This window comes from Cytobacillus kochii, from assembly GCF_044790165.1.
GTDB lineage: Bacteria > Bacillota > Bacilli > Bacillales > Cytobacillaceae > Cytobacillus > Cytobacillus kochii.
The window spans coordinates 76,749-102,973 of the sequence record NZ_CP085254.1; the positions used below are offsets into that span (position 1 = coordinate 76,749).

Below are 26,225 nucleotides of genomic sequence, written 5' to 3' on the forward strand. Positions count from 1 at the left end.
GATACTATGTAGTTTGTTTACCGTGGGAGGAGGTAAGGGATGAATCGGATTTTCCGTAACACCATCTTTTATTTATTAATATTTTTAGTCATTATAGGGGTTGTCAGTTTCTTTAATGGCAATAACGAACCGACAGAGGCAATGACTTATGACCAATTTGTTGAGAATTTAGAGTCTGGTCAAGTTGAAAGCCTTAGTTTACAGCCTGTAAGGGGCGTTTATGAAGTACGTGGTCAATTAGAAGGCTATGAAGAAGGTAAATATTTTATCACATATATTGCTAATAGCGACTCCGTGATAGACCGAGTGGAAGAGTTAGCAAGTGATTCCAAATTAGAGATCCTACCAGCAGAAGAAGCAAATGGCTGGGTAACGTTCTTTACAACGATGATTCCATTCATCATCATTTTCATTTTATTCTTCTTCTTATTGAACCAAGCTCAAGGCGGCGGTGGCCGTGTAATGAACTTCGGTAAAAGTAAGGCAAAGTTATATGATGAAAGCAAAAAGAAGGTCCGTTTTAAAGATGTAGCAGGTGCGGACGAAGAGAAGCAAGAATTAGTGGAAGTTGTTGAATTCTTGAAAGACCCACGAAAATTCTCAGAACTTGGTGCGAGAATTCCTAAAGGTGTTCTATTAGTGGGACCTCCAGGTACTGGTAAAACGTTATTAGCGAGAGCAGCTGCTGGAGAAGCAGGCGTACCTTTCTTCTCTATTAGTGGTTCTGACTTTGTTGAGATGTTTGTCGGTGTTGGTGCTTCTCGTGTACGTGACTTATTCGAGAATGCGAAGAAAAACGCACCATGTATTATATTTATTGATGAGATTGATGCGGTTGGTCGTCAGCGTGGCGCCGGTGTCGGTGGTGGGCATGATGAACGTGAACAAACACTTAACCAATTGCTTGTAGAAATGGATGGCTTCGGTGCAAATGAAGGAATTATTATCATTGCTGCAACAAACCGTCCAGATATCCTTGACCCTGCGTTATTACGTCCAGGTCGTTTTGACCGTCAAATTACAGTTGATCGTCCGGATGTAACAGGTCGTGAAGCGGTATTAAAAGTTCATGCAAAAAATAAACCGTTAGATGAATCGGTAAACTTAAAAACGATTGCTCAACGTACACCAGGCTTCTCTGGTGCAGACCTTGAAAACTTATTGAATGAAGCAGCACTTGTTGCCGCTCGTCAGAATAAGAAGAAGGTGGATATGACCGATGTGGATGAAGCGACTGACCGTGTAATTGCAGGGCCTTCTAAGAAGAGTCGTGTTATATCTGAAAAAGAAAGAAATATTGTGGCTTTCCATGAGGCAGGTCATACTGTAATCGGCTTAATCTTAGATGAAGCTGATATGGTTCATAAAGTAACAATTGTACCTCGTGGGCAAGCAGGCGGATATGCTGTTATGCTGCCGAGAGAAGATCGTTACTTCCAAACGAAGCCAGAATTACTTGATAAGATTGTTGGTTTACTTGGAGGACGTGTAGCAGAGGAAATCGTGTTTGGTGAGGTTTCTACTGGTGCCCATAATGACTTCCAACGTGCAACAGGTATTGCACGCCGAATGGTAACTGAATTTGGTATGAGTGACAAACTTGGACCTCTACAATTTGGTCAATCACAAGGTGGTCAAGTATTCTTAGGTAGAGATTTCAATAACGAGCGTAATTACTCAGATGCGATTGCATATGAGATTGATCTAGAAATTCAAAGCATGATTAAAGAATGTTACCAACGCTGTAAGCAAATCCTTACAGAGAACCGTGACAAACTAGATATCATTGCAAAAACACTTTTAGAAGTGGAAACGCTAGATGCGGAGCAAATTAAACATCTATCTGATCATGGTACACTACCTGAACGCCCAGCTTCTAAAACAAGTGAAACAATAGAAGATTCAAATATTAAAGTAAATATTCGAAAAGATGACGATCGTAAAGATAATGAAGGTGAAATCACTGAAACAAGGGAAAAACAATCCCCTGCTGAAGAAGAAGAGCCTCCAGCAATTGATGAAGATCGTAAATCTTAATCAATAAAGAAAAAGCGCCTCACTATTGAGGGGCTTTTTCTTTTTTCTGTCTATAATGTGGGGGTTGAACCGTATAACAGAAAATTTCTTCGTGCAATAAGAGGAAACTTATCAAAGGTAGTGGAGCAAAATGGATTTGCACGTGCAACAAGAGGAAATTCATCAAAGGTAGCGTAGAAGCAAAATGGATTTGAAAAGTGTAACAAGAGGAAACTTATCAAAGGTAGCAGAACAAAAGTTGTTATACGGGGTCAGGTTTATACAATTATACAAACACCTATGGTTAATTATTAACGGAGCAAGAACTACATAACTTGACCGATTTTATTTATTTTAATGAAGCAAGAGGACAGCTATCATTGATTAGAGATATGCATTAAAGGAAATTATTTAGTAAGTTGTCCTATTAAATAGAAATGATGAATCTTCATTGATTCGAAAAGCCATTGATCATTCAGTGTTTAGACAATAGGGTTGCAGTTTTATAATTTGGATAATCTGAACAGAGGTGTGATATGATGTTCTCAGTATTAAAGTGTAATTATTTTATGTTTAGTGTGGTGAGGATGCTTGATCTTTGTTTTTGATGTAGGGAATTCAAATATGATGATGGGTGTTTATCAACGAGATGAGTTAAAGTATCATTGGCGAATAGAGACTGATCGTCATAAGACAGAGGACGAATATGCAATGATTGTGAAATCGTTGTTTGAGCATGAGCAATTATCTTTTGCTGATATAGATGGTATTATTATTTCCTCCGTTGTTCCTCCGATTATGTTTGCTTTGGAGCGAATGTGCGAAAAATACTTTCATATCAAACCATTAGTTGTGGGTCCAGGGGTCAAAACAGGTTTGAATATTAAGTATGATAATCCAAAAGAAGTGGGAGCCGACAGAATTGTTAATGCGGTGGCAGGTATTCATGAATATGGCGGGCCGCTCGTAATTGTTGATTTTGGCACAGCAACTACGTATTGTTATATTAATGAGCATAAACAGTATATGGGTGGTGCGATTGCACCTGGTATTGGTATCTCTACTGAAGCGCTATACTCTAGAGCAGCGAAATTACCGCGAATAGAAATTGTCAGGCCTGATGGGATTATTGGAAAGAATACCGTCTCAGCTATGCAATCAGGCATTCTCTTTGGCTATGTTGGTCAAGTAGAGGGAATTGTAAGTAGAATGAAGTTACAAGCAAAAGAGGAACCGCTTGTTATAGGTACAGGTGGGTTGGCCTCATTGATTGCAAAGGAATCAAAGGTTATAGATATTATTGATCCATTTTTAACCTTAAAAGGTTTACAGCTTATTTATAAACGAAATATGGACACGATAAAAAAGTAGAAATAACGTCTGTATTCGTCATGGAAGGAGTATTAAAATGAGTGATTATTTAGTAAAAGCTTTAGCTTATGAAGGACAAGTGAGGGCATTTGCCGTTCGTTCAACAGAAACAGTAGGAGAAGCGCAAAGAAGGCATCATACATGGCCAGTTGCTTCAGCAGCACTCGGGAGAGCAATGTCCGCTGGTGTAATGATGGGGGCGATGGTAAAGGGAGAAGACAAAATCACTATTAAAATCGAAGGTAATGGCCCACTTGGTCCACTTCTAGTTGATAGTAATGCCAAAGGGGAAGTGCGTGGTTATGTGACTCATCCCCAAGTGCATTTTGAATCCAATGCACAGGGCAAACTTGATGTCCGTCGTGGGGTTGGAACAGAAGGTACTTTGACAGTGGTAAAGGATATTGGAATGAGAGAAAACTTTTCTGGGCAAGTACCGATTGTATCAGGTGAGCTTGGGGAAGATTTTACGTATTACTTTGTCACATCTGAACAAACACCTTCATCAGTTGGTGTGGGTGTATTAGTCAATGATGACAATAGTATATTAGCTGCAGGTGGTATTATTATCCAGTTAATGCCTGGAACCGATGAAGAAACAATCGCAGCCATTGAAGAGAGGCTATCACATATTGAACCTGTTTCAACAATGATTGAAAAGGGGCTAACACCAGAAGAAATCTTACAAAGTGTTCTTGGTAAAGATCAAGTGAATTTCTTAGAAAAGATGGATGTTAGTTTTACTTGTACCTGTTCAAAAGAACGGTTTGGGAATGCGATTATTAGTTTAGGAAAAGAGGAAATTGCAGATATGATAGAGAAAGAAGGTAGTGCAGAGGCACAATGTCATTTCTGCAATGAAGCTTATCACTATAATAAAGAAGAACTTGAAGCATTTAAACAAGAAGCAAAATAAATGTGAGAGCTTGGGCGTATCTTGATTCTTAAGAACAATAGGGAATAGAAGGTGCACCTAAGCCTTTTTTTATACAGAAATATATGCAAAGTAGTAGGGGGAGGAGCTTTGAAAAGACAACATTTATGGTTAATCATACTAATACTCATTGTGATTAACTTTATGAGCGTTGCTTATTTTCTTGGGAAGAGCGAACCGAGTCAATCTGAAGTTGTGGCACAGATTGGAAAAGATGAAATTACAAGGCAAGATTGGTTAAATGAAATGGAGGGTCGCTACGGGAAAGAAGTGTTAGACGAAATGATTGATGGGAAGGTCATCGAGGCTGCTGGAGATAAATACGATGTTGAAATAGATAAAGAAGAGATTGACCGTGAAATCAAAATGTTAAAATCAGCGTATGGCACGTCTGCCGCTGCTTTATCAATCAATGAAGACCAATGGAGAAAGCAAATTAAAGATAGTTTAATGCTTGAGGAGCTTTTAACAAAAGAAGTAAGTATTTCTGAGGAAAAGCTGCAACAATACTTCGAAGATAACCAAGCTCAATATGAAATTAAGGATACATATCATCTATCACAAATTGTACTGGCAACTAAAGAAGAAGCGGAACAAACAGTGAAAGAATTAGACAATGGCTCAAGCTTTACAGCTATGGCGTTGGAAAAATCAACAGATACTTTAACAGCTGCCCAGGGTGGCGACCTTGGTTATGTGACAGTTGATGACGAAAATTATGAAACCATCATTAAAGCGGCGCAAGATTTAAAAGCCGGAGAATGGTCTGACCCAGTAAAAACCGCTGAGGGGTATGCTATAGTTCTGTTACAAGAGTTTGTTGAGGGAGAAACCTATTCCTTTAAGGATGTTAAATCACAAATACGGAGACAAATGGCTTTAGAGCAAATGGATCTTCCTGTTTCTACTGAACCTTTTAAGGATGAAGTGGATATCGAAACTTTTTATGATGGGGCTATGTAGTTTTTTGTTATTTATAGGTATCATATAGCATAAGCTAACATGAATCGTTCGGGTATAAAGTTTTAAATTTTCTAATAATTAAAGGGCTTTATGCCTGCATATTCGTTGACAATTGGTTGTGTGATTGATAAATTTAAATAAAACCAATAATAATACTCGGAATAAGGAGTGGAGAAGATGGTACGTATTGCAAATTCAATTACTGAACTCATTGGACAAACACCAATAGTGAAGCTTAATCGTATTGTAGAAGATGGAAGTGCGGATATTTATTTAAAGTTGGAGTATATGAATCCTGGAAGCAGTGTAAAAGATCGTATTGCTAATGCAATGATAGAAGCTGCTGAAAAAAGTGGTGATTTAAAAGAAGGCGATACAATTATTGAACCAACTAGTGGGAATACCGGTATTGGCCTTGCTATGGTTGCTGCAGCAAAAGGATATCAAACGATTTTAGTGATGCCTGAGACCATGAGTATGGAGAGAAGAAATCTTCTTCGTGCATATGGAGCAGAATTAGTGTTAACGCCGGGACCAGATGGAATGGGTGGTGCAATAAGAAAATCGCAAGAATTAGCGAAAGAGCATGGATACTTCATGCCACAACAATTCGAAAACTTATCAAATCCTGAAGTACATCGCGAGACAACAGGAAAAGAGATTGTTGAGCAAATGGGCGATCAATTAGATGCATTTATTGCTGGTATTGGTACAGGTGGCACGATTACAGGTGCTGGTCAAGTACTGAAGGAACAATACAAGGATATTAAGATTTATGCAGTTGAGCCTGCTGATTCTCCTGTTCTTTCAGGTGGAAAGCCAGGACCGCATAAGATTCAAGGTATTGGCGCAGGATTTGTACCTGAGATATTAGATACGAAGGTATATGATGAAATTATCGCTGTTGCCAATGAAGATGCGTTTGCTCAAGCCCGTCGAGCGGCTAAAGAGGAAGGGATTCTAGGTGGTATCTCTTCAGGTGCAGCTATTCACGCGGCTTTAAAGGTAGCCAAAGAGCTTGGAGAAGGCAAAAAAGTATTGGCGATTATTCCAAGTAATGGAGAGCGTTACTTAAGTACACCACTTTATCAATTTGATTAAAACGATCAAGAGAACGGCAGTGATGAGCACTGCTGTTTTTTTATTCAAAAATGAAGGCTGGCACCATCGTACTTGGTGACTGGCCTTCATTTTTGATTAACAATTATTACAATGAGAAAATGACTAGTAATTTGTAAGCAATTCGGTATGATGAGTATGAGGTGAGATTCAATGAAAAAGATGATACATACAAAAAAGTTAAGCTATTCGAAGGAATGGTTTTTTCCATTATACAAAAAGATAGCTAAGGACTATGATATACATATTTTATTAGAGAGCGGTAGAAGTGGCCGTTATAGTATGGCTGGCTTTTGTCCAGTCGTTGAGTTTACAGGGAAAGATAATAAGTTATACATAAAATCAAGTGAAGGGGTGCAAGTGGCACATGGCAACCCATTACATGAAATGAAAAAGTGGTTAAAGCAATATGAAATCGAAGAGCCTTTAGGGAGTTTACCAGATTTTCATGGAGGTGTATTGGGATTTGTAAGTTATGATTACGGTCGTTATATTGAAAACCTACCAGACATGACTGAAGATGATTTGGAAATGCCAGATACGCACTTCTTCTTGTTTGAGGAATGGTTCGTTTTTGATCATAATACAGAAGAATTATGGTTGATATTTGCCCATGATAAAGAAGACGATGTCACCTCGAGGGAAACAGCATGGGTGAATCGATGGACTGAGGAAGTAGAACAAGGAGAGGTACAATTAGCTGGAGAAAAGGAACCTACTTTAAAAGACGTTTCCATCAGTGAAGAAACGTTTGTTCGAGCAGTGGAAAAGGTACAATCATATATTGCGAGTGGTGATGTGTTCCAAGTCAATCTTTCTGTAAGAGGAAGTCAAAAGTTGAACGTTCCTCCCATCGAAGTGTATAGTCACTTACGTGAACTGAATCCATCTCCTTATATGGGTTATTTAAACACCCCTGATTACCAGCTTGTCAGTGGGTCGCCAGAATTACTAGTAAAGAAAAAAGGCGATGAAGTGAGTACAAGGCCAATTGCGGGTACTCGTTCACGTGGTAAGGATGAAAGAGAGGATCTTAAATTAGCCAATGAATTGATTGAAAATGAAAAGGAACGGGCTGAGCATGTCATGCTTGTTGATTTAGAACGGAATGACTTAGGACGTGTGTGCCAATATGGAACGGTTGAGGTCAATGAGTTTATGGTGATTGAAAAATACTCCCACGTCATGCATATTGTGTCGAATGTAAGGGGGCAAATAGCTAACGGTAGAGATGGGTACGATTTAATCGATGCTTCATTTCCAGGCGGCACAATTACAGGTGCACCGAAAATTAGAACGATGGAAATAATTGATGAATTAGAACCAGTAAGAAGAGGTATCTATACAGGGTCACTTGGTTGGATCGGCTTTAATGGCGATTTAGAGTTGAATATTATGATTCGAACAATGCTAGTCAAAGAGGGAGTGGCATATGTACAAGCAGGAGCGGGAATCGTTATTGATTCTGAAGCTCATTTAGAATATAAAGAATCGTTAAAGAAGGCCAAGGCGCTATGGCGTGCAAAAGAGTTAGCTGAAGAGAAGGGGGATTGGAAAAAGTGATATTAATGATTGATAACTTTGATTCTTTTACGTTTAATTTGGTGCAATATTTAGGGGAATTAGGTGCAGATGTGTTAATTAAGCGTAATGATGAAATCACAATCGCTGATATTGAAGCACTTTCCCCCTCGTGCTTAATGATTTCACCAGGACCCTGTAGTCCGGATGAAGCGGGTATTAGCTTAGCGGCGATAGAAGCTTTTGCTGGGAAACTCCCTATCTTCGGTGTATGTTTAGGGCATCAATCAATTGCACAAGTATTTGGAGGCAAGGTGGTCCGAGCAGATAGATTGATGCATGGGAAAACTTCACCTGTTTTTCATAACCAACAAACAATCTATAGGGGAATTGAAGTGCCGTTTTTAGCTACACGCTATCATTCTTTAATTGTGGAGAGAGAGACCCTTCCAGATTGCTTCGAAGTCTCTTCGTGGACGGAGGAAGGTGAAATTATGGGTATTAAACATCGACTGTTACCAATAGAAGGCGTGCAATTTCACCCTGAATCCATTATGACTTCAGCAGGAAAAGATTTGCTCCTAAACTTCCTCAATCAGCATGGCCTCATTCAACAAGGGGGCAAACACGTTGTATATTAGTGTCAATGGCAAGCTTGTGCGAAAAGAAGAAGCGAGTATTTCTCCATTTGATCATGGGTATTTATATGGTTTAGGCTTATTTGAGACCTTTCGTATATACAATGGACACCCGTTTTTATTGGATGACCATTTAGCGCGGTTGAAACAAGGGTTAGATGCTGTTTGTATTCGTAGTCCATTTAATGGGCGAGAAGAGTTACAATCTCGTTTAGCTGACTTATTAGAAATGAATCAGTTAAGAAATGCTAGAATAAGAGTAAATATTTCTGCGGGAATAGGCGAAGTAGGTTTAAGGGCTGACCATTATGTAGAACCTACCGTTATTATTTTTGCCAATGAATTACCTGAAGCCCCCCTACCGGTTGAAAAAAACGGAAAAATCCTTTCTATTAGAAGAAATACACCAGAAGGGGCTGAGCGTTTAAAATCACACCACTTTTTAAACAATATTTTAGCCAAACAGGAATTAGGTGCAGATGATACGTTAGAGGGAATTTTTTTAACAAAGGATGGTTTTTTGGCTGAAGGCATTTCTTCTAATGTTTTTTGGACTAAAGGAAATGTATTATACACACCAGCGATTGATACAGGTATTTTAAACGGTATTACGAGGCAATTTATTATAAAGATAGCTAAAAAGTTAAGGTTGGAGATTGAAGAAGGTGTGTACCACCGTGCTGAAATCGTTGATGCAGATGAGGTGTTTATTACCAACTCTATTCAGGAAATTGTTCCGCTTAAAACAATGGAAGGTCGAAAGCTCCCTGGTCTAAATGGAGCGATAGTAACCTTGTTGCAGGGGGTATATAAACAACAAAGAGAGAATTTATGGAGTAGAGATTCATTTTAGGAGGAATAGCATGGCAAATAGTGTATTACAGTGTGGTTCTTATACCTTAGACTATAGTAGGAAGACATTAATTATGGGCATACTTAATATCACGCCTGATTCTTTTTCTGATGGTGGTAAATATAACCAATTTGAGGGTGTGGTAGAGAGAGCGAAGGAATTAGTGGAGGCTGGAGCAGATATTATCGATATTGGTGGCGAATCTACGAGGCCAGGATATGAAGAGATTTCTGTTGAGGAAGAAATTGCACGAGTTGTTCCCGCTATAGAAGCGATTGTAAAGGAAGTTCAAATTCCTCTTTCTATTGATACTTATAAAGCGGAAGTGGCGAAGCACGCCCTAGAAGCAGGTGCACACATTATTAATGATATATGGGGTGCGAAGAGAGATAAAGAAATGGCATCATTAGCCGCTGAAAAAGATGTCCCCATTATCTTAATGCATAATAGAGATAATGAAAACTATGATTCATTCTTTAGAGATTGTATGAATGACTTATATGAAAGTATCGCAATTGCTAAGGCAGCGGGGGTTAGGGATGACAATATCATCTTAGATCCAGGTATAGGATTTGCGAAAAGCCATGAAGATAACATAGAAATGATGCGTCATCTTGATCAGCTTGTGGCATTTGGTTATCCAGTATTGTTAGGTACATCAAAGAAACGAATGATTGCCAATGTGCTGAACCTACCTGTTGATGAAAGAATGGAAGGGACAGGAGCGACAGTCTGCTATGGTATTCAAAAGGGCTGTCAGATTATGCGTGTACATGATGTAAAGGAAATGAGCCGTATGGCTAAAATGATGGATGCGCTTATTGGGAAGGATGTTAATCTTGGATAAAATCTATTTAAATCGCATGGCGTTTTATGGATATCACGGGGTATATACTGAAGAGAATCGCCTAGGGCAACGTTTTTATGTGGATTTAACAATTGAGTTAGATTTAAGTGAAGCGGGGAAAAGTGATGACTTAAATCACACGATAAATTATGCAGATCTATATGAGTTGTGTAAGACAATAGTAGAGGGAAAACCATTCAAGTTAGTAGAGGCACTAACAGAGAAAATTGCCTCAGAAGCATTAGCCACCTTTAAACAAATATCTCAAATAACTGTAAAAGTAGTGAAGCCGGATCCCCCTATTCCGGGTCATTATGATTCTGTAGCAATAGAAATGACAAGGAGTAGGAAATAGTGACAAATATAGCTTTTATCGGCTTGGGTTCAAACATGCCAGATCGAGACGTAAACTTATATGAAGCAATTAGCGAGCTAGCAAAGAGTGAAGATATAGAAATAGTAAATTATTCCTCCATATATGAGACGGACCCTGTTGGGTTTGAAGACCAAGCTCAATTTTTGAACATGGTTATACAAGTTAGTACGACATTATCTTCTTCGCAACTATTAAAAGCTTTATTAAGAGTTGAGCAAGATCTTGGTAGAAAAAGGGTTATTCGTTGGGGGCCAAGAAATATAGACCTTGACATTTTACTGTATAATCAAGAAAATATTGAGACAGAGACGTTAATCGTTCCACACCCACGTATGCATGAGAGAGCTTTCGTGCTCATTCCACTTCTAGAGATTCAACCAACCATTTGCTTACCGGATGAGGAACAGCCTTTACATGAGAAATTAGAGGCGATCCCAGACAAAAAAGGAGTTCGGATATGGAAGCGGAAAAATGGGGGAGACGTATTCGCGCTTTTCGAAAGCTCAAAGGATACACCCAAGAAGGTTTTGCGAAAAAGTTAGGTATATCAGTTTCTATCATTGGTGAGATTGAAAGAGGTAATCGTATGCCTACGGAACAGTTACTAGAAAAAATTACAACATTACTACATGTGACAATGGAGGATTTAGCTCCACCTGAAGAGCAGGAAATCCATAAATAGAAGGAGGTCTCTCGGATATGTTTCAAATTGGTGATGTTAACATCAAGAACCGAGTGGTCCTTGCACCGATGGCTGGTGTGTGTAACTCTGCATTCCGATTAACAGTAAAAGAATTCGGAGCAGGACTTGTATGTGCCGAAATGGTCAGCGATAAGGGCATTATTTTAAAAAATGAAAGAACAATGAATATGCTGTATATAGATGAGCGTGAAAAGCCGTTAAGTCTACAAATTTTCGGCGGGGAAAAGGAAACTTTGGTTGAGGCAGCGAAATTTGTTGACCAAAATACTAATGCAGATATTATCGATATTAATATGGGATGCCCTGTGCCGAAAATCACCAAATGTGATGCGGGTGCCAAATGGCTTTTAGATCCAAATAAAATCTACGAAATGGTTTCAGCGGTTGTGTCGGAGGTAGAAAAGCCTGTAACAGTCAAAATGCGTATGGGTTGGGATGAAGACCATATATATGCCGTGAAAAACGCCCAAGCAGTAGAACGTGCTGGAGGTAAAGCGGTCTCGTTGCACGGTCGTACGAGAGTGCAAATGTATGAAGGTACAGCTAACTGGGACATCATTCGAGAAGTAAAACAAAACATTCAAATCCCGTTAATCGGTAATGGAGATGTACAGACTCCCCAAGATGCCCAAAGAATGTTAGATGAAACAGGTGTCGATGGGGTAATGATTGGACGTGCAGCTTTAGGGAACCCGTGGATGATTTATCGGACTGTCAAATATCTAGAAACCGGAGAGCTAATGGGAGAACCGTCCGTTCGTGAGAAAATGGATGTCTGTACATTGCATATGGATCGATTGATTGAATTGAAAAATGAACATATTGCTGTGCGGGAAATGCGTAAACATGCGGCTTGGTATTTAAAAGGAATCAAAGGAAATGCAAAAGCTCGTGCGGCTATCAATGAATGTAATACTAGAGAAGATGTTGTAAACGTCCTTTCTGAGTTAGTAGTGGAAATGGAAGAAAAAGAAAGACAAGCTTCAAAAGCAGTCTAATTAACTACAACTAGTGGCAATTAGCGTTTAATAGCGGGTTTGACATCATTTTTATATTTAACTATAATATTTCTGTGAAACAATGAACGACTGCCAGTCACTTGCTGGCAGTTTTTATTCTATTTCTTTACTTAATAGATGTCTGTCGTTGTTGTATTGTGTACAATAATAGAGATATAAAATACTAAATCTTCGTAAACCGCCCTTAGGCGTCTACATAAAAGATTTAAGATGGAGATGGTATCTGTGAGTCAAAATCATGAAGAATTAAATGACCAATTAGTGGTTAGACGTGAAAAGATGAACAGTCTTCGTGAACAAGGCGTAGATCCTTTCGGAAAAAGATTTGATCGCACACATCAATCACAGCAATTGGTTGAGGAATACTCTCAATTTGAAAAAGAAGAATTAGAGGAAAAAGAAATCCCTGTAACCATTGCAGGTAGAATTATGACAAAACGCGGTAAAGGTAAAGCGGGTTTTGCTCATATTCAAGATTTATCTGGACAAATCCAATTATACGTTCGTAAGGATGCTGTTGGTGAAGAAGCATATGAAGTTTTTACATCTGCTGATTTAGGTGATATTGTCGGTGTTTCGGGTGTTCTTTTCAAAACAAAAGTAGGGGAACTTTCTGTTAAAGCAAAACAATTTGAATTATTAACAAAAGCCCTACGTCCTTTACCCGATAAATTCCATGGTTTAAAAGACGTGGAGCAAAGATATCGCCAGCGTTACCTAGATTTGATTATGAGTGAAGAAAGTAAACATACCTTCATTACTCGTAGCCGTATTATACAATCTATGAGACGTTATCTAGATGATCAAGGTTATCTTGAAGTAGAAACACCAATGATGCATGCTATTGCTGGTGGGGCTTCAGCAAAACCTTTTATTACTCATCATAATGCGTTGGATATGGAATTATATATGCGTATTGCCATTGAACTACACTTAAAACGCCTGATTGTTGGTGGGATGGAGAAAGTGTATGAGATCGGCCGTGTATTCCGTAATGAGGGAGTGTCTACAAGACATAATCCTGAGTTTACGATGATTGAACTATATGAGGCTTATGCTGATTATCGTGATATTATGAGCTTGACAGAGAACCTTATTGCACATATTTCAAAAGAAGTTCTAGGTTCAACGACTGTTCAGTATGGTGAATATGAAATTAATCTGAAACCAGAGTGGAAAAGACTTCATATGGTAGATGCGGTTAAAGAATATACTGGTGTAGACTTCTGGAAGGAAACATCAGTTGATGAAGCACGTGCGCTTGCAAAAGAGCATGGTGTGGAAATTACCGAGCATATGCAATATGGTCACATCGTCAATGAATTCTTTGAACAAAAAGTAGAAGAGAAGTTAATTCAACCTACCTTTATTTTCGGACACCCGGTAGAAATCTCTCCACTTGCGAAAAAGAATGAAAACGATCCACGTTTTACTGACCGTTTTGAGTTATTTATCGTCGCTAGAGAACACGCTAATGCATTCACAGAACTTAATGATCCAATTGATCAAAAAGAACGCTTTGAAGCGCAGTTAAAAGAGCGTGAGCAAGGAAACGATGAAGCACATATGATGGATAACGACTTTATTGAAGCGTTAGAATACGGAATGCCACCAACTGGTGGACTAGGTATTGGTGTAGACCGTTTAGTTATGTTACTAACAAACGCAGCTTCTATTAGAGATGTGTTATTGTTCCCGCATATGCGTCAGAAATAAATATTAATGGATGAAAAAGCCAGTTGAAGTTCACAAAAGTAAACTTCAGCTGGCTTTAATTGTATTTAAATAAATGAAACGGTGTACTATGATTAGTAAAACTTGATAATTTATTAGAAGCAATCCTGAATTCGTTTCTAATTTTGTAGTTATGTTACTTTAACCTTTACTACTTCATTTTGACTGTTTGCTAATCGCCATGGGTTTATTAATTGTGTTTCTTGCTTTTCAAATTGAATTGTTAGAGAAGGAGAGTGAGGAAAAAGTGGGTGCATCAGTATTACATCCATTACCAAACAATTAAGATTCAAGTCTTTTTTCACTATACGTAGGGCTGGCCGTCGTTCGTTCTAGAATATAGGTGGTTTTTGACGGAGCGGTGTTAAGAGCAAAAACAGAAAGGTCTAAGTGCAATTTGTTGTTTGCGTTTCTACTTGAATGTAGATTATGTGACGAGTAAAAGTACAAAGGTATATTTTCCTGTAAGGATTCTACATAGAAGATAAAAGAGAAATTAAAGTAATAGTACAATAGAAAAAACTATTAAAAGATTAGTTGGGAAGTTGAAATTGCACATTTGAAGTTTGTTTTTAAAAAAAGAAGTTTCTTGATAAAAACTTTAAAAATTATATTGCAAACACTTTTTAATCGTGATATAGTAGTTTTTGTTCCCAAGAGAGAGCAAGTTTACTCAACTAATCATCAAAAATTATTTTTAAAAAGTAGTTGACATGATGTTGGTGGAATGGTAAGATTATAAAGTCGCTTCTGAGGCGAACGAGATTGTTCTTTGAAAACTGAACGAACATAAAACGTCAAGCGTAATTCTAAAAAAGCTGATTTATCAGCAACAAAGCACCATAGGTGCAAACGAGCTAATCAAACACTTTATTGGAGAGTTTGATCCTGGCTCAGGACGAACGCTGGCGGCGTGCCTAATACATGCAAGTCGAGCGAATCTGAGGGAGCTTGCTCCCAAAGATTAGCGGCGGACGGGTGAGTAACACGTGGGCAACCTGCCTGTAAGACTGGGATAACTCCGGGAAACCGGGGCTAATACCGGATAATATCTATTTATACATATAATTAGATTGAAAGATGGTTCTGCTATCACTTACAGATGGGCCCGCGGCGCATTAGCTAGTTGGTGAGGTAACGGCTCACCAAGGCGACGATGCGTAGCCGACCTGAGAGGGTGATCGGCCACACTGGGACTGAGACACGGCCCAGACTCCTACGGGAGGCAGCAGTAGGGAATCTTCCGCAATGGACGAAAGTCTGACGGAGCAACGCCGCGTGAGTGATGAAGGTTTTCGGATCGTAAAACTCTGTTGTTAGGGAAGAACAAGTACCGGAGTAACTGCCGGTACCTTGACGGTACCTAACCAGAAAGCCACGGCTAACTACGTGCCAGCAGCCGCGGTAATACGTAGGTGGCAAGCGTTGTCCGGAATTATTGGGCGTAAAGCGCGCGCAGGCGGTTCCTTAAGTCTGATGTGAAAGCCCACGGCTCAACCGTGGAGGGTCATTGGAAACTGGGGAACTTGAGTGCAGAAGAGGAAAGTGGAATTCCAAGTGTAGCGGTGAAATGCGTAGAGATTTGGAGGAACACCAGTGGCGAAGGCGACTTTCTGGTCTGTAACTGACGCTGAGGCGCGAAAGCGTGGGGAGCAAACAGGATTAGATACCCTGGTAGTCCACGCCGTAAACGATGAGTGCTAAGTGTTAGAGGGTTTCCGCCCTTTAGTGCTGCAGCAAACGCATTAAGCACTCCGCCTGGGGAGTACGACCGCAAGGTTGAAACTCAAAGGAATTGACGGGGGCCCGCACAAGCGGTGGAGCATGTGGTTTAATTCGAAGCAACGCGAAGAACCTTACCAGGTCTTGACATCCTCTGACAATCCTAGAGATAGGACTTTCCCCTTCGGGGGACAGAGTGACAGGTGGTGCATGGTTGTCGTCAGCTCGTGTCGTGAGATGTTGGGTTAAGTCCCGCAACGAGCGCAACCCTTGATCTTAGTTGCCAGCATTCAGTTGGGCACTCTAAGGTGACTGCCGGTGACAAACCGGAGGAAGGTGGGGATGACGTCAAATCATCATGCCCCTTATGACCTGGGCTACACACGTGCTACAATGGATGGTACAAAGGGCTGCAAGACCGCGAGGTTTAGCCAATCCCATAAAACCATTCTCAGTTCGGATTGTAGGCTGCAACTCGCCTACATGAAGCCGGAATCGCTAGTAATCGCGGATCAGCATGCCGCGGTGAATACGTTCCCGGGCCTTGTACACACCGCCCGTCACACCACGAGAGTTTGTAACACCCGAAGTCGGTGGGGTAACCTTTTGGAGCCAGCCGCCTAAGGTGGGACAGATGATTGGGGTGAAGTCGTAACAAGGTAGCCGTATCGGAAGGTGCGGCTGGATCACCTCCTTTCTAAGGAATATACGGAATTAACTTGATGTTAGACTGTTCGTTCAGTTTTGAGAGTATAATCTCTCGATTCAATCGTTCTTTGAAAACTAGATAATGTAAATGAAGAAGATTACCGAGTAATCGCCACCTTAGTTATTTTCTCTCTATATAATAGTAATAGAGTAGAGATACTAAACTTTTTTTAAAAACACAACCGTGAGGGAAGCGAAAGCAACCCAAACATATGGTTAAGTTAATAAGGGCGCACGGTGAATGCCTTGGCACTAGGAGCCGATGAAGGACGGGACTAACACCGATATGCTTCGGGGAGCTGTAAGTAAGCTTTGATCCGGAGATTTCCGAATGGGGAAACCCCCTATCCGTTATGGGATAGGATCCATACCTGAATACATAGGGTATGGAAGGCAGACCCGGGGAACTGAAACATCTAAGTACCCGGAGGAAGAGAAAGCAAACGCGATTCCCTGAGTAGCGGCGAGCGAAACGGGATTAGCCCAAACCAAGAGGCTTGCCTCTTGGGGTTGTAGGACATTCTATACGGAGTTACAAAGGAACGAGATAGACGAAGAGGTCTGGAAAGGCCCGCCATAGGAGGTAAAAGCCCTGTAGTTGAAACTTCGTTCCCTCCAGAGTGGATCCTGAGTACGGCGGGACACGAGAAATCCCGTCGGAAGCAGGGAGGACCATCTCCCAAGGCTAAATACTCCCTAGTGACCGATAGTGAACCAGTACCGTGAGGGAAAGGTGAAAAGCACCCCGGAAGGGGAGTGAAAGAGATCCTGAAACCGTGTGCCTACAAGTAGTTAGAGCCCGTTAATGGGTGATAGCGTGCCTTTTGTAGAATGAACCGGCGAGTTACGATTACATGCGAGGTTAAGTTGGACAGACGGAGCCGTAGCGAAAGCGAGTCTGAATAGGGCGAATGAGTATGTGGTCGTAGACCCGAAACCAGGTGATCTACCCATGTCCAGGGTGAAGTCCAGGTAACACTGGATGGAGGCCCGAACCCACGTACGTTGAAAAGTGCGGGGATGAGGTGTGGGTAGCGGAGAAATTCCAATCGAACTTGGAGATAGCTGGTTCTCTCCGAAATAGCTTTAGGGCTAGCCTCATGCGTAAGAATCTTGGAGGTAGAGCACTGTTTGGACTAGGGGCCCTCATCGGGTTACCGAATTCAGACAAACTCCGAATGCCAAAGATTTATCCATGGGAGTCAGACTGCGAGTGATAAGATCCGTAGTCAAGAGGGAAACAGCCCAGACCACCAGCTAAGGTCCCAAAGTATACGTTAAGTGGAAAAGGATGTGGAGTTGCTTAGACAACCAGGATGTTGGCTTAGAAGCAGCCACCATTTAAAGAGTGCGTAATAGCTCACTGGTCGAGTGACTCCGCGCCGAAAATGTACCGGGGCTAAACGTATCACCGAAGCTGTGGATTGAACATCGTTGATGTTCAGTGGTAGGAGAGCGTTCTAAGGGCGTTGAAGCTAGACCGTAAGGACTGGTGGAGCGCTTAGAAGTGAGAATGCCGGTATGAGTAGCGAAAGATGGGTGAGAATCCCATCCACCGAATGCCTAAGGTTTCCTGAGGAAGGCTCGTCCGCTCAGGGTTAGTCGGGACCTAAGCCGAGGCTGAAAAGCGTAGGCGATGGACAACAGGTTGATATTCCTGTACCACCGTATTCTGTTTGAGTGATGGGGGGACGCAGGAGGATAGGGTAAGCGCACGATTGGATGTGCGTCTAAGCAGTTAGAGGGACCATGAGGCAAATCCCATGGTCATATACCTTGAGCTGTGATAGCGAGGGAAATTTAGTACCGAAGTTCTTGATTCCACACTGCCAAGAAAAGCCTCTAGCGAGGAATAAGGTGCCCGTACCGCAAACCGACACAGGTAGGCGAGGAGAGAATCCTAAGGTGAGCGAGAGAACTCTCGTTAAGGAACTCGGCAAAATGACCCCGTAACTTCGGGAGAAGGGGTGCTCATTAGGGTGTTAAAGCCTTGATGAGCCGCAGTGAATAGGCCCAGGCGACTGTTTAGCAAAAACACAGGTCTCTGCGAAGCCGCAAGGCGAAGTATAGGGGCTGACGCCTGCCCGGTGCTGGAAGGTTAAGAGGAGAGGTTAGCTCACGCGAAGCTTTGAATCGAAGCCCCAGTAAACGGCGGCCGTAACTATAACGGTCCTAAGGTAGCGAAATTCCTTGTCGGGTAAGTTCCGACCCGCACGAAAGGCGTAACGATCTGGGCACTGTCTCAACGAGAGACTCGGTGAAATTATAGTACCTGTGAAGATGCAGGTTACCCGCGACAGGACGGAAAGACCCCGTGGAGCTTTACTGTAGCCTGATATTGAATTTTGGTACAGCTTGTACAGGATAGGTAGGAGCCTTAGAAGCCGGAGCGCTAGCTTCGGTGGAGGCGTCGGTGGGATACTACCCTGGCTGTATTGAAATTCTAACCCACATCCCTTATCGGGATGGGAGACAGTGTCAGGTGGGCAGTTTGACTGGGGCGGTCGCCTCCTAAAGAGTAACGGAGGCGCCCAAAGGTTCCCTCAGAATGGTTGGAAATCATTCGTAGAGTGTAAAGGCACAAGGGAGCTTGACTGCGAGACCTACAAGTCGAGCAGGGACGAAAGTCGGGCTTAGTGATCCGGTGGTTCCGCATGGAAGGGCCATCGCTCAACGGATAAAAGCTACCCCGGGGATAACAGGCTTATCTCCCCCAAGAGTCCACATCGACGGGGAGGTTTGGCACCTCGATGTCGGCTCATCGCATCCTGGGGCTGTAGTCGGTCCCAAGGGTTGGGCTGTTCGCCCATTAAAGCGGTACGCGAGCTGGGTTCAGAACGTCGTGAGACAGTTCGGTCCCTATCCGTCGTGGGCGCAGGAAATTTGAGAGGAGCTGTCCTTAGTACGAGAGGACCGGGATGGACGCACCGCTGGTGTACCAGTTGTCTTGCCAAAGGCATCGCTGGGTAGCTATGTGCGGAAGGGATAAGTGCTGAAAGCATCTAAGCATGAAGCCCCCCTCGAGATGAGATTTCCCATAGCGCAAGCTAGTAAGATCCCTGAAAGATGATCAGGTTGATAGGTTAGAGGTGGAAGTGTGGCGACACATGTAGCTGACTAATACTAATCGATCGAGGACTTAACCAAACAGGCGATTACTCAATAAATATCTTCTTCAGCATTATCTAGTTTTGAGGGAACGATTCCCTTACAATTTCATAGTCCGGTGGCGATAGCGAGAAGGTCACACCCGTTCCCATACCGAACACGGAAGTTAAGCTTCTCAGCGCCGATGGTAGTTAGGGGCTGTCCCCTTGTGAGAGTAGGACGTTGCCGGGCAAGATAAAAGAGCACATCATTTGTATGTGCTCTTTTTTGTCGTGTTATAATGAATTCGTTTATTTAAATGGACAAATAACATCTATACAATCTAAACATAATATAAATTTAATGAACGAACCTATATTTCATACGTTTGAGATTTAGAAAAAAAGGGGAAAATTAATAATACTACTTCGTTGCAACATTTCACACAAATCATGTATAATTTATGTCAAATATAGTCAAAGTCAGATAGGGGGAGGCCGGGTGAAAAATATATCAGATATTATTGAAAAATATCTTAAAGAAGTCTTGGAACTTAGCGAAAGGGAAATTGTTGAAATTAAGCGGAGCGAGATCGCTGATAAATTTCAATGTGTCCCATCTCAAATAAATTACGTCATAAATACTCGGTTTACAGTTGAAAAAGGCTATGCTGTCGAAAGCAAACGTGGCGGTGGTGGTTATATAAGAATTACCAAAGTGCAAGCATATGATTATGTTGATTTAATTAATCAATTGATTAGGATTGTACGTGATCGTATTTCACAAAATAGTGCTGAAAATATTATAAACAGATTAGTTGAAGAAGAGATTATTACTACTCGAGAAGCGAAGATTATGTTAAGTGTCATTGATCGTTCAGTTCTTTACTTAGAGTTACCCTATAGGGATGAGTTAAGAGCAAGGATGCTTGTTGCGATGCTAAATACATTGAAATATAAGTAGGTTGTAAAGTATGGAGGGGTGAAACAGATGATATGCCAAGAATGTAATCAGAGACCTGCGACTCTACATTTTACAAAAATTATGAATGGCGAAAAGGCTGAGTTCCATTTATGTGAAAAATGTGCCCAAGAACATGGGGATATGTTTATGTTAAATAATGGATCTGGGTTTTCTATTAATAATCTATTGAGCGGATTATTTAATATAGATACAAGTTATGCAAATAACCAAGCTCAGTTAAATAAACAAACGCAGGTAGTACAGTGTGAGCAATGCTCGATGACCTTTCCTCAATTTGTTAAAGTCGGGAAATTCGGATGTGCCCACTGTTATGATTCTTTCCGAGGACAGTTAAAGCCAATTATTAAAAGGCTTCATAGTGGTAATTGGAATCATAACGGAAAAATCCCTACAAGAATGGGTGGAGATATCCATTTAAAAAAGCAAATTGAGGATTTAAAAATAAACTTGAAAGAACTTATAACTAAAGAGGAGTTTGAGAAAGCAGCAGAGACAAGAGATGCAATACGTGAATTGGAAAAAGAAATGAAAAACCATCTAGAGGGAGGGGAATGAACTTGTCTTTAGAAAGGTTTATCAATCAGGCTGTCAGCTCTTGGATGAGTGCAGAAGGTCCTGATTCTGATATCGTACTTAGTTCTAGAATTCGTTTAGCTCGCAATATTAAACAGGTTAATTTTCCAACCATCTTTTCTCATGATGAAGCTAAACGTGTGATAGATATCATTAAAGCAAGAATGGAAAAATCGACTTTTGATACTTATGGTGACTTTTCGTTATTGCAAATGGATGATTTACAACCATTGCAAAAAAGGGTGCTGATGGAAAAACATTTGATTAGTCCTCATTTAGCAGAAAACGCTAGTCATGGTGCCTGCCTACTTACTGAAAATGAAGAGGTTAGCATTATGTTGAATGAAGAAGATCATATACGTATACAGTGTTTATTTCCAGGCTTCCAATTATCAGAAGCATTAGAAGTTGCAAACCAAATTGATGATTGGTTAGAAACTGAGATTGATTATGCATATGATGAACAGGTAGGGTATTTAACTAGTTGCCCAACAAATGTGGGCACAGGTCTCAGAGCATCTGTCATGATGCATTTACCAGGATTAGTATTAACTCATCAAATGAATAGAATCATTCCAGCAATTAACCAACTTGGATTAGTTGTTAGAGGAATTTATGGAGAAGGTAGCGAAGCATTAGGTAATATCTTTCAAGTTTCTAACCAAATCACATTAGGGAAATCAGAAGAAGATATTGCTGAGGATTTAAAAAGTGTTGTGGAGCAATTAATTTCGCAGGAAAGGTCAGCAAGAGAAGCATTAGCGAAAACCTCTAACATACAATTAGAAGATAGAGTCTTCAGATCCTATGGTATTTTATCTAATAGCCGAATCATTGAATCAAAAGAAGCGGCTAGATGTTTATCGGATGTTCGCCTTGGAATAGACATGGACTATATACAAGGCATATCAAAAAATATATTAAATGAATTAATGGTTTTAACACAACCAGGATTTTTACAGCAATATGCTGGAGGCCCATTACGACCGTTTGAACGGGATATTCGTAGAGCTTCTCTTATTCGAGAAAGATTAAAAATGGAAGATCAAGAGTTGGGAGGATGATGATAGATGATGTTTGGACGTTTTACTGAGAGAGCACAAAAAGTATTAGCATTAGCACAGGAAGAAGCCATTCGCTTAGGACATAACAATATTGGGACTGAGCATATACTTCTAGGGTTAGTAAGTGAAGGTGAAGGAATTGCCGCTAAAGCACTTTATGCCTTAGGTCTGGGTTCAGAAAAAATTCAAACGGAAGTTGAAAATCTAATAGGTAGAGGGCAAGAGGCCTCCCAAACACCGCATTATACACCAAGAGCAAAAAAAGTAATTGAACTATCAATGGATGAAGCAAGAAAATTGGGCCATTCCTATGTGGGAACTGAGCACATTTTACTTGGTTTAATTAGAGAAGGTGAGGGTGTAGCTGCAAGAGTCCTTAATAACCTTGGCGTAAGTTTAAATAAGGCAAGACAGCAAGTACTACAATTACTTGGTAGTAGCGAGTCTAACGGGCATCAAGGCAGCTCTTCAGCCAATGCAAATACACCAACATTAGATGGTTTAGCAAGAGATCTAACTGCCATTGCACGTGAAGGAAGCTTAGATCCAGTTATTGGCCGTAGTAAAGAGATTCAACGTGTAATTGAAGTATTAAGCAGAAGAACAAAAAATAACCCAGTATTAATTGGAGAACCTGGTGTGGGTAAAACTGCGATAGCAGAAGGCCTTGCACAACAGATCATAAATAATGAAGTGCCGGAAACGCTACGTGATAAACGTGTAATGACTTTAGATATGGGTACGGTAGTTGCAGGTACAAAATACCGAGGAGAATTTGAGGATCGCTTGAAGAAAGTGATGGACGAAATTCGTCAGGCGGGCAACATTATTTTGTTCATCGATGAATTGCATACATTAATTGGTGCTGGTGGAGCAGAAGGTGCGATTGATGCATCAAATATTTTAAAGCCATCACTTGCGCGTGGAGAGCTACAATGTATTGGAGCGACGACGCTAGATGAGTATCGCAAATATATTGAGAAGGATGCAGCGCTTGAGCGTAGGTTCCAACCAATTACGGTTGATGAGCCGACTGCAGATGAGTCCGTACAAATTTTAAAAGGACTACGTGACCGTTATGAAGCCCATCACCGGGTGACAATTACGGATCAAGCCATCGATGCGGCAGTTAAATTATCAGATCGTTATATCTCTGATCGTTTCTTACCAGATAAAGCAATTGATTTAATTGATGAAGCAGGTTCAAAAGTTCGCCTACGTTCTTATACAACGCCTCCGAATCTCAAGGAGTTAGAAGTTAAATTAGAAGATGTAAGAAAAGAAAAGGATGCAGCTGTTCAAAGTCAAGAGTTTGAGAAAGCAGCATCTTTAAGAGACAATGAACAAAGATTAAGAGAAAAGTTAGAAGAAACTAAGAAAACGTGGAAAGAAAAGCAAGGGAAAGAAAATACTGAAGTGACTGTAGAGGATATTGCCAATGTCGTTTCTAACTGGACAGGAATTCCAGTTACGAAATTGGCACAAACTGAGACCGAAAAACTATTGAATTTAGAAGAAATCTTACATTCTCGCGTAATTGGCCAAGAGGAAGCAGTAAAGGCGATCTCTAAAGCAGTTAGACGGGCAAGAGCGGGTCTTAAAGATCCGAAGAGACCAATTGGTTCTTTCGTTTTCCTAGGTCCAACAGGTGTGGGTAAGACAGAACTTGCTCGGGCCTTAGCTGAAGCGATGTTCGGTGATGAGGAAGCGATGATTCGCATCGATATGTCTGAGTATATGGAGAAACATTCCACATCTAGATTAGTTGGTTCACCTCCAGGTTATGTTGGATTTGAAGAAGGAGGCCAATTAACTGAGAAAGTACGTAGAAAACCGTATTCAGTTGTCTTATTAGATGAAATTGAGAAAGCCCATCCGGATGTATTTAACATTCTTCTGCAAGTATTGGAAGATGGACGGTTAACAGATTCTAAAGGACGTACAGTCGATTTCCGAAACACGGTGCTCATCATGACGTCAAATGTTGGTGCAGAAGCACTTAAGCGTAATAAATATGTAGGATTCAATATTCAAGATGATGAACATGATTACAAAGATATGAAAGGCAAGGTTATGGAGGAATTGAAAAAGGCCTTCAGACCTGAATTCTTAAACCGTATCGATGAGATTATTGTCTTCCATGCATTAGAAAGAAAGCATCTGCAAGAGATTGTTACACTCATGTCCGATGCCTTAACGAACCGTTTAAAAGAACAGGATATTACATTATCCCTATCTGAATCTGCTAAGGTAAAAATATCAGAAGAAGGCTACGATCCAGAATATGGTGCACGGCCGCTTAGAAGAGCGATCCAAAAGCATATTGAAGATCGCTTATCTGAGGAATTATTAAGAGGAAAAGTGCTTACTGGTCAAGAGGTAGTAATCGATGTTGAGGATGGCGAATTTGTCGTAAAAACAGCCGAACCAACTGGCACAGCACAAAAATAATTAGATGTTAGAGAGAAGGTACACGCTAATCAATAGTGTGTACCTTTTTTGATAACAACAAATTTTCTTCCAATTATATGTTAACCTTTGAATACAAACGATTCCATTGATATAGTAAGAAATATAAATGTGTTGTACGAAAGAGAAGGAGAATGAAGATTGGCGAAAAGAAAATCAAAATTCATATGTCAAGAATGTGGTTATGAATCGGCAAAGTGGATGGGGAAGTGTCCCGGATGTGGTGTATGGAATAAAATGACGGAAGAAATTGAGAAACCTGCTAACTCTAGAAGAGGGGCGTTTGCACATACACAAGAGACAACGATTAGAGCAAAAGCGACTCCGATTCCAAAAATTGAAACAGTCAATGAGCCACGTATTTATACGGAAATGAAGGAGTTAAATCGAGTCCTTGGTGGTGGGGTTGTCAGAGGATCTCTCGTTTTAATAGGTGGAGATCCTGGGATTGGAAAATCAACACTACTGTTGCAAGTTTCTTCCCAATTATCTAATAAACAGCATTCTGTACTTTATATTTCTGGAGAAGAGTCGATAAGACAAACGAAGCTACGAGCTGACAGATTAAATATTTCATCAGAACATCTACTTGTTTATGCAGAGACAAGTTTAGAAGAGATTAGTCAAACGATTGATGAGGTGAAGCCGGAGTTTGTTATCATTGACTCCATTCAAACTATTTATCACCCGGAAGTGACCTCGGCTCCTGGTAGTGTTTCGCAGGTAAGAGAGTGTACGGCTGAGCTTATGAGAATCGGGAAAACGAAAGGGATTGCGATCTTTATTGTTGGACATGTAACGAAAGAAGGGTCGATCGCCGGCCCTAGGTTGCTTGAACATATGGTGGATACGGTGCTTTATTTTGAAGGGGAAAGGCATCACACGTATCGAATTTTAAGAGCAGTCAAAAACCGATTTGGTTCTACGAATGAAATGGGTATTTTTGAAATGAAAGAATTAGGTTTAGAAGAAGTGGCAAACCCTTCAGAGATTTTTTTAGAAGAACGATCACAAGGAGCAGCGGGTTCAACTGTTGTGGCTTCAATGGAAGGAACTCGGCCCGTTCTTGTAGAAATACAAGCATTAATATCCCCTACGAGTTTTGGTAATCCAAGAAGAATGGCAACAGGGATTGATCATAACCGTGTGCCGCTATTAATGGCGGTATTGGAGAAACGGGTCGGTATGTTGTTACAAAATCAAGATGCGTATTTGAAGGTTGCTGGAGGGGTAAAACTAGATGAGCCAGCAATTGATTTGGCGGTTGCAGTCAGTATCGCATCAAGCTTTCGAGATAAGCCAACAAGAGCAACAGATTGCATTATCGGTGAGGTGGGCCTTACTGGAGAAATAAGAAGAGTTTCAAGAATTGAACAGCGAGTCCAGGAGGCTGCGAAACTAGGATTTGAGAGAATTATTTTACCAGCGAATAATTTGAGCGGCTGGACAGGTCCTAAAAATGTTCAATTGATTGGCGTTCACTCGGTTAGTGAAGCACTTGAAGCTGCATTAGGAGGGTAAGCA

General features: G+C 40.8%; 19 protein-coding genes and 3 rRNA genes. All 22 read left to right on the forward strand.

What is annotated here, in order from left to right:
• Positions 1–39 precede the first annotated feature (39 nt).
• The 22 genes from ftsH (at position 40) to radA (ending at position 26,222) form a co-directional block, all read left to right on the forward strand.
• Positions 40–2,037 carry an ATP-dependent zinc metalloprotease FtsH gene (ftsH, locus tag LG276_RS00390; RefSeq protein ID WP_095371267.1) on the forward strand — a complete coding sequence of 666 codons (1,998 nt, stop codon included), beginning with the start codon at positions 40–42 and terminating at the stop codon, positions 2,035–2,037.
• 570 nt (positions 2,038–2,607) lie between these two features.
• Complete coding sequence (locus LG276_RS00395; RefSeq protein WP_095371266.1) at positions 2,608–3,387, forward strand: type III pantothenate kinase; 780 nt, start codon at positions 2,608–2,610, stop codon at positions 3,385–3,387.
• A 37-nt stretch (positions 3,388–3,424) separates the two neighbouring features.
• Positions 3,425–4,303 (forward strand): Hsp33 family molecular chaperone HslO, encoded by an 879-nt coding sequence (gene hslO / locus LG276_RS00400; protein WP_404293108.1) that lies wholly within the window; start codon positions 3,425–3,427, stop codon positions 4,301–4,303.
• 108 nt (positions 4,304–4,411) lie between these two features.
• Positions 4,412–5,284: a peptidyl-prolyl cis-trans isomerase gene (locus LG276_RS00405; protein ID WP_224939138.1), complete on the forward strand. Its 873-nt coding sequence runs from the start codon at positions 4,412–4,414 to the stop codon at positions 5,282–5,284.
• A 177-nt stretch (positions 5,285–5,461) separates the two neighbouring features.
• Positions 5,462–6,385, forward strand: coding sequence for a cysteine synthase A (cysK, locus tag LG276_RS00410; RefSeq protein ID WP_341105083.1), 924 nt, complete (start codon positions 5,462–5,464; stop codon positions 6,383–6,385).
• A 171-nt stretch (positions 6,386–6,556) separates the two neighbouring features.
• A complete protein-coding gene (locus LG276_RS00415) occupies positions 6,557–7,966 on the forward strand; it encodes an anthranilate synthase component I family protein (protein WP_404293111.1) in 1,410 nt (469 codons plus the stop codon).
• Positions 7,963–8,565 (forward strand): aminodeoxychorismate/anthranilate synthase component II, encoded by a 603-nt coding sequence (gene pabA, locus LG276_RS00420; protein ID WP_224939148.1) that lies wholly within the window; start codon positions 7,963–7,965, stop codon positions 8,563–8,565. Before LG276_RS00415 ends, pabA begins: the two co-directional genes overlap by 4 nt.
• Positions 8,555–9,415 carry an aminodeoxychorismate lyase gene (gene pabC / locus LG276_RS00425; RefSeq protein ID WP_224939141.1) on the forward strand — a complete coding sequence of 287 codons (861 nt, stop codon included), beginning with the start codon at positions 8,555–8,557 and terminating at the stop codon, positions 9,413–9,415. The genes pabA and pabC overlap by 11 nt, the downstream gene beginning before the upstream one ends.
• Before the next feature lie 10 nt (positions 9,416–9,425).
• Positions 9,426–10,262 (forward strand): dihydropteroate synthase, encoded by an 837-nt coding sequence (folP, locus tag LG276_RS00430; protein WP_404293113.1) that lies wholly within the window; start codon positions 9,426–9,428, stop codon positions 10,260–10,262.
• 16 nt (positions 10,263–10,278) lie between these two features.
• The gene (gene folB, locus LG276_RS00435) at positions 10,279–10,617 is read left to right on the forward strand and encodes a dihydroneopterin aldolase (protein WP_404294346.1); all 339 of its coding nucleotides are present in this window, start codon (positions 10,279–10,281) and stop codon (positions 10,615–10,617) included.
• Positions 10,617–11,180, forward strand: a complete 564-nt coding sequence (gene folK, locus LG276_RS00440; protein WP_224939144.1) for a 2-amino-4-hydroxy-6-hydroxymethyldihydropteridine diphosphokinase — start codon at positions 10,617–10,619, stop codon at positions 11,178–11,180. The genes folB and folK overlap by 1 nt, the downstream gene beginning before the upstream one ends.
• Complete coding sequence (locus tag LG276_RS00445; RefSeq protein WP_095371256.1) at positions 11,096–11,320, forward strand: helix-turn-helix domain-containing protein; 225 nt, start codon at positions 11,096–11,098, stop codon at positions 11,318–11,320. The genes folK and LG276_RS00445 overlap by 85 nt, the downstream gene beginning before the upstream one ends.
• 17 nt (positions 11,321–11,337) lie before the next feature.
• The gene (gene dusB, locus LG276_RS00450; protein ID WP_224939145.1) at positions 11,338–12,339 is read left to right on the forward strand and encodes a tRNA dihydrouridine synthase DusB; all 1,002 of its coding nucleotides are present in this window, start codon (positions 11,338–11,340) and stop codon (positions 12,337–12,339) included.
• 237 nt (positions 12,340–12,576) lie between these two features.
• Positions 12,577–14,076 (forward strand): lysine--tRNA ligase, encoded by a 1,500-nt coding sequence (gene lysS / locus LG276_RS00455; RefSeq protein ID WP_404294349.1) that lies wholly within the window; start codon positions 12,577–12,579, stop codon positions 14,074–14,076.
• Between the two features lie 888 nt (positions 14,077–14,964).
• Positions 14,965–16,513: ribosomal RNA gene (locus LG276_RS00460) — 16S ribosomal RNA — on the forward strand.
• 225 nt (positions 16,514–16,738) lie between these two features.
• A 23S ribosomal RNA gene (locus tag LG276_RS00465) occupies positions 16,739–19,671 on the forward strand.
• A gap of 75 nt (positions 19,672–19,746) precedes the next feature.
• Positions 19,747–19,863 (forward strand): 5S ribosomal RNA (rrf, locus tag LG276_RS00470).
• Together the 16S, 23S and 5S rRNA genes form the textbook arrangement of a ribosomal RNA operon.
• A gap of 249 nt (positions 19,864–20,112) precedes the next feature.
• Positions 20,113–20,574 (forward strand): CtsR family transcriptional regulator, encoded by a 462-nt coding sequence (locus LG276_RS00475; protein WP_095371254.1) that lies wholly within the window; start codon positions 20,113–20,115, stop codon positions 20,572–20,574.
• Between the two features lie 27 nt (positions 20,575–20,601).
• On the forward strand, positions 20,602–21,150 hold the full coding sequence (locus LG276_RS00480) for a UvrB/UvrC motif-containing protein (RefSeq protein WP_404293115.1): 549 nt from the start codon (positions 20,602–20,604) through the stop codon (positions 21,148–21,150).
• Between the two features lie 2 nt (positions 21,151–21,152).
• Positions 21,153–22,232 carry a protein arginine kinase gene (locus tag LG276_RS00485; RefSeq protein ID WP_224938656.1) on the forward strand — a complete coding sequence of 360 codons (1,080 nt, stop codon included), beginning with the start codon at positions 21,153–21,155 and terminating at the stop codon, positions 22,230–22,232.
• A 6-nt stretch (positions 22,233–22,238) separates the two neighbouring features.
• Positions 22,239–24,683, forward strand: a complete 2,445-nt coding sequence (gene clpC / locus LG276_RS00490; protein ID WP_224938657.1) for an ATP-dependent protease ATP-binding subunit ClpC — start codon at positions 22,239–22,241, stop codon at positions 24,681–24,683.
• Positions 24,684–24,842: 159 nt separating this feature from the next.
• The gene (gene radA / locus LG276_RS00495) at positions 24,843–26,222 is read left to right on the forward strand and encodes a DNA repair protein RadA (protein ID WP_095371250.1); all 1,380 of its coding nucleotides are present in this window, start codon (positions 24,843–24,845) and stop codon (positions 26,220–26,222) included.
• The last annotated feature ends 3 nt before the right edge of the window (positions 26,223–26,225 follow it).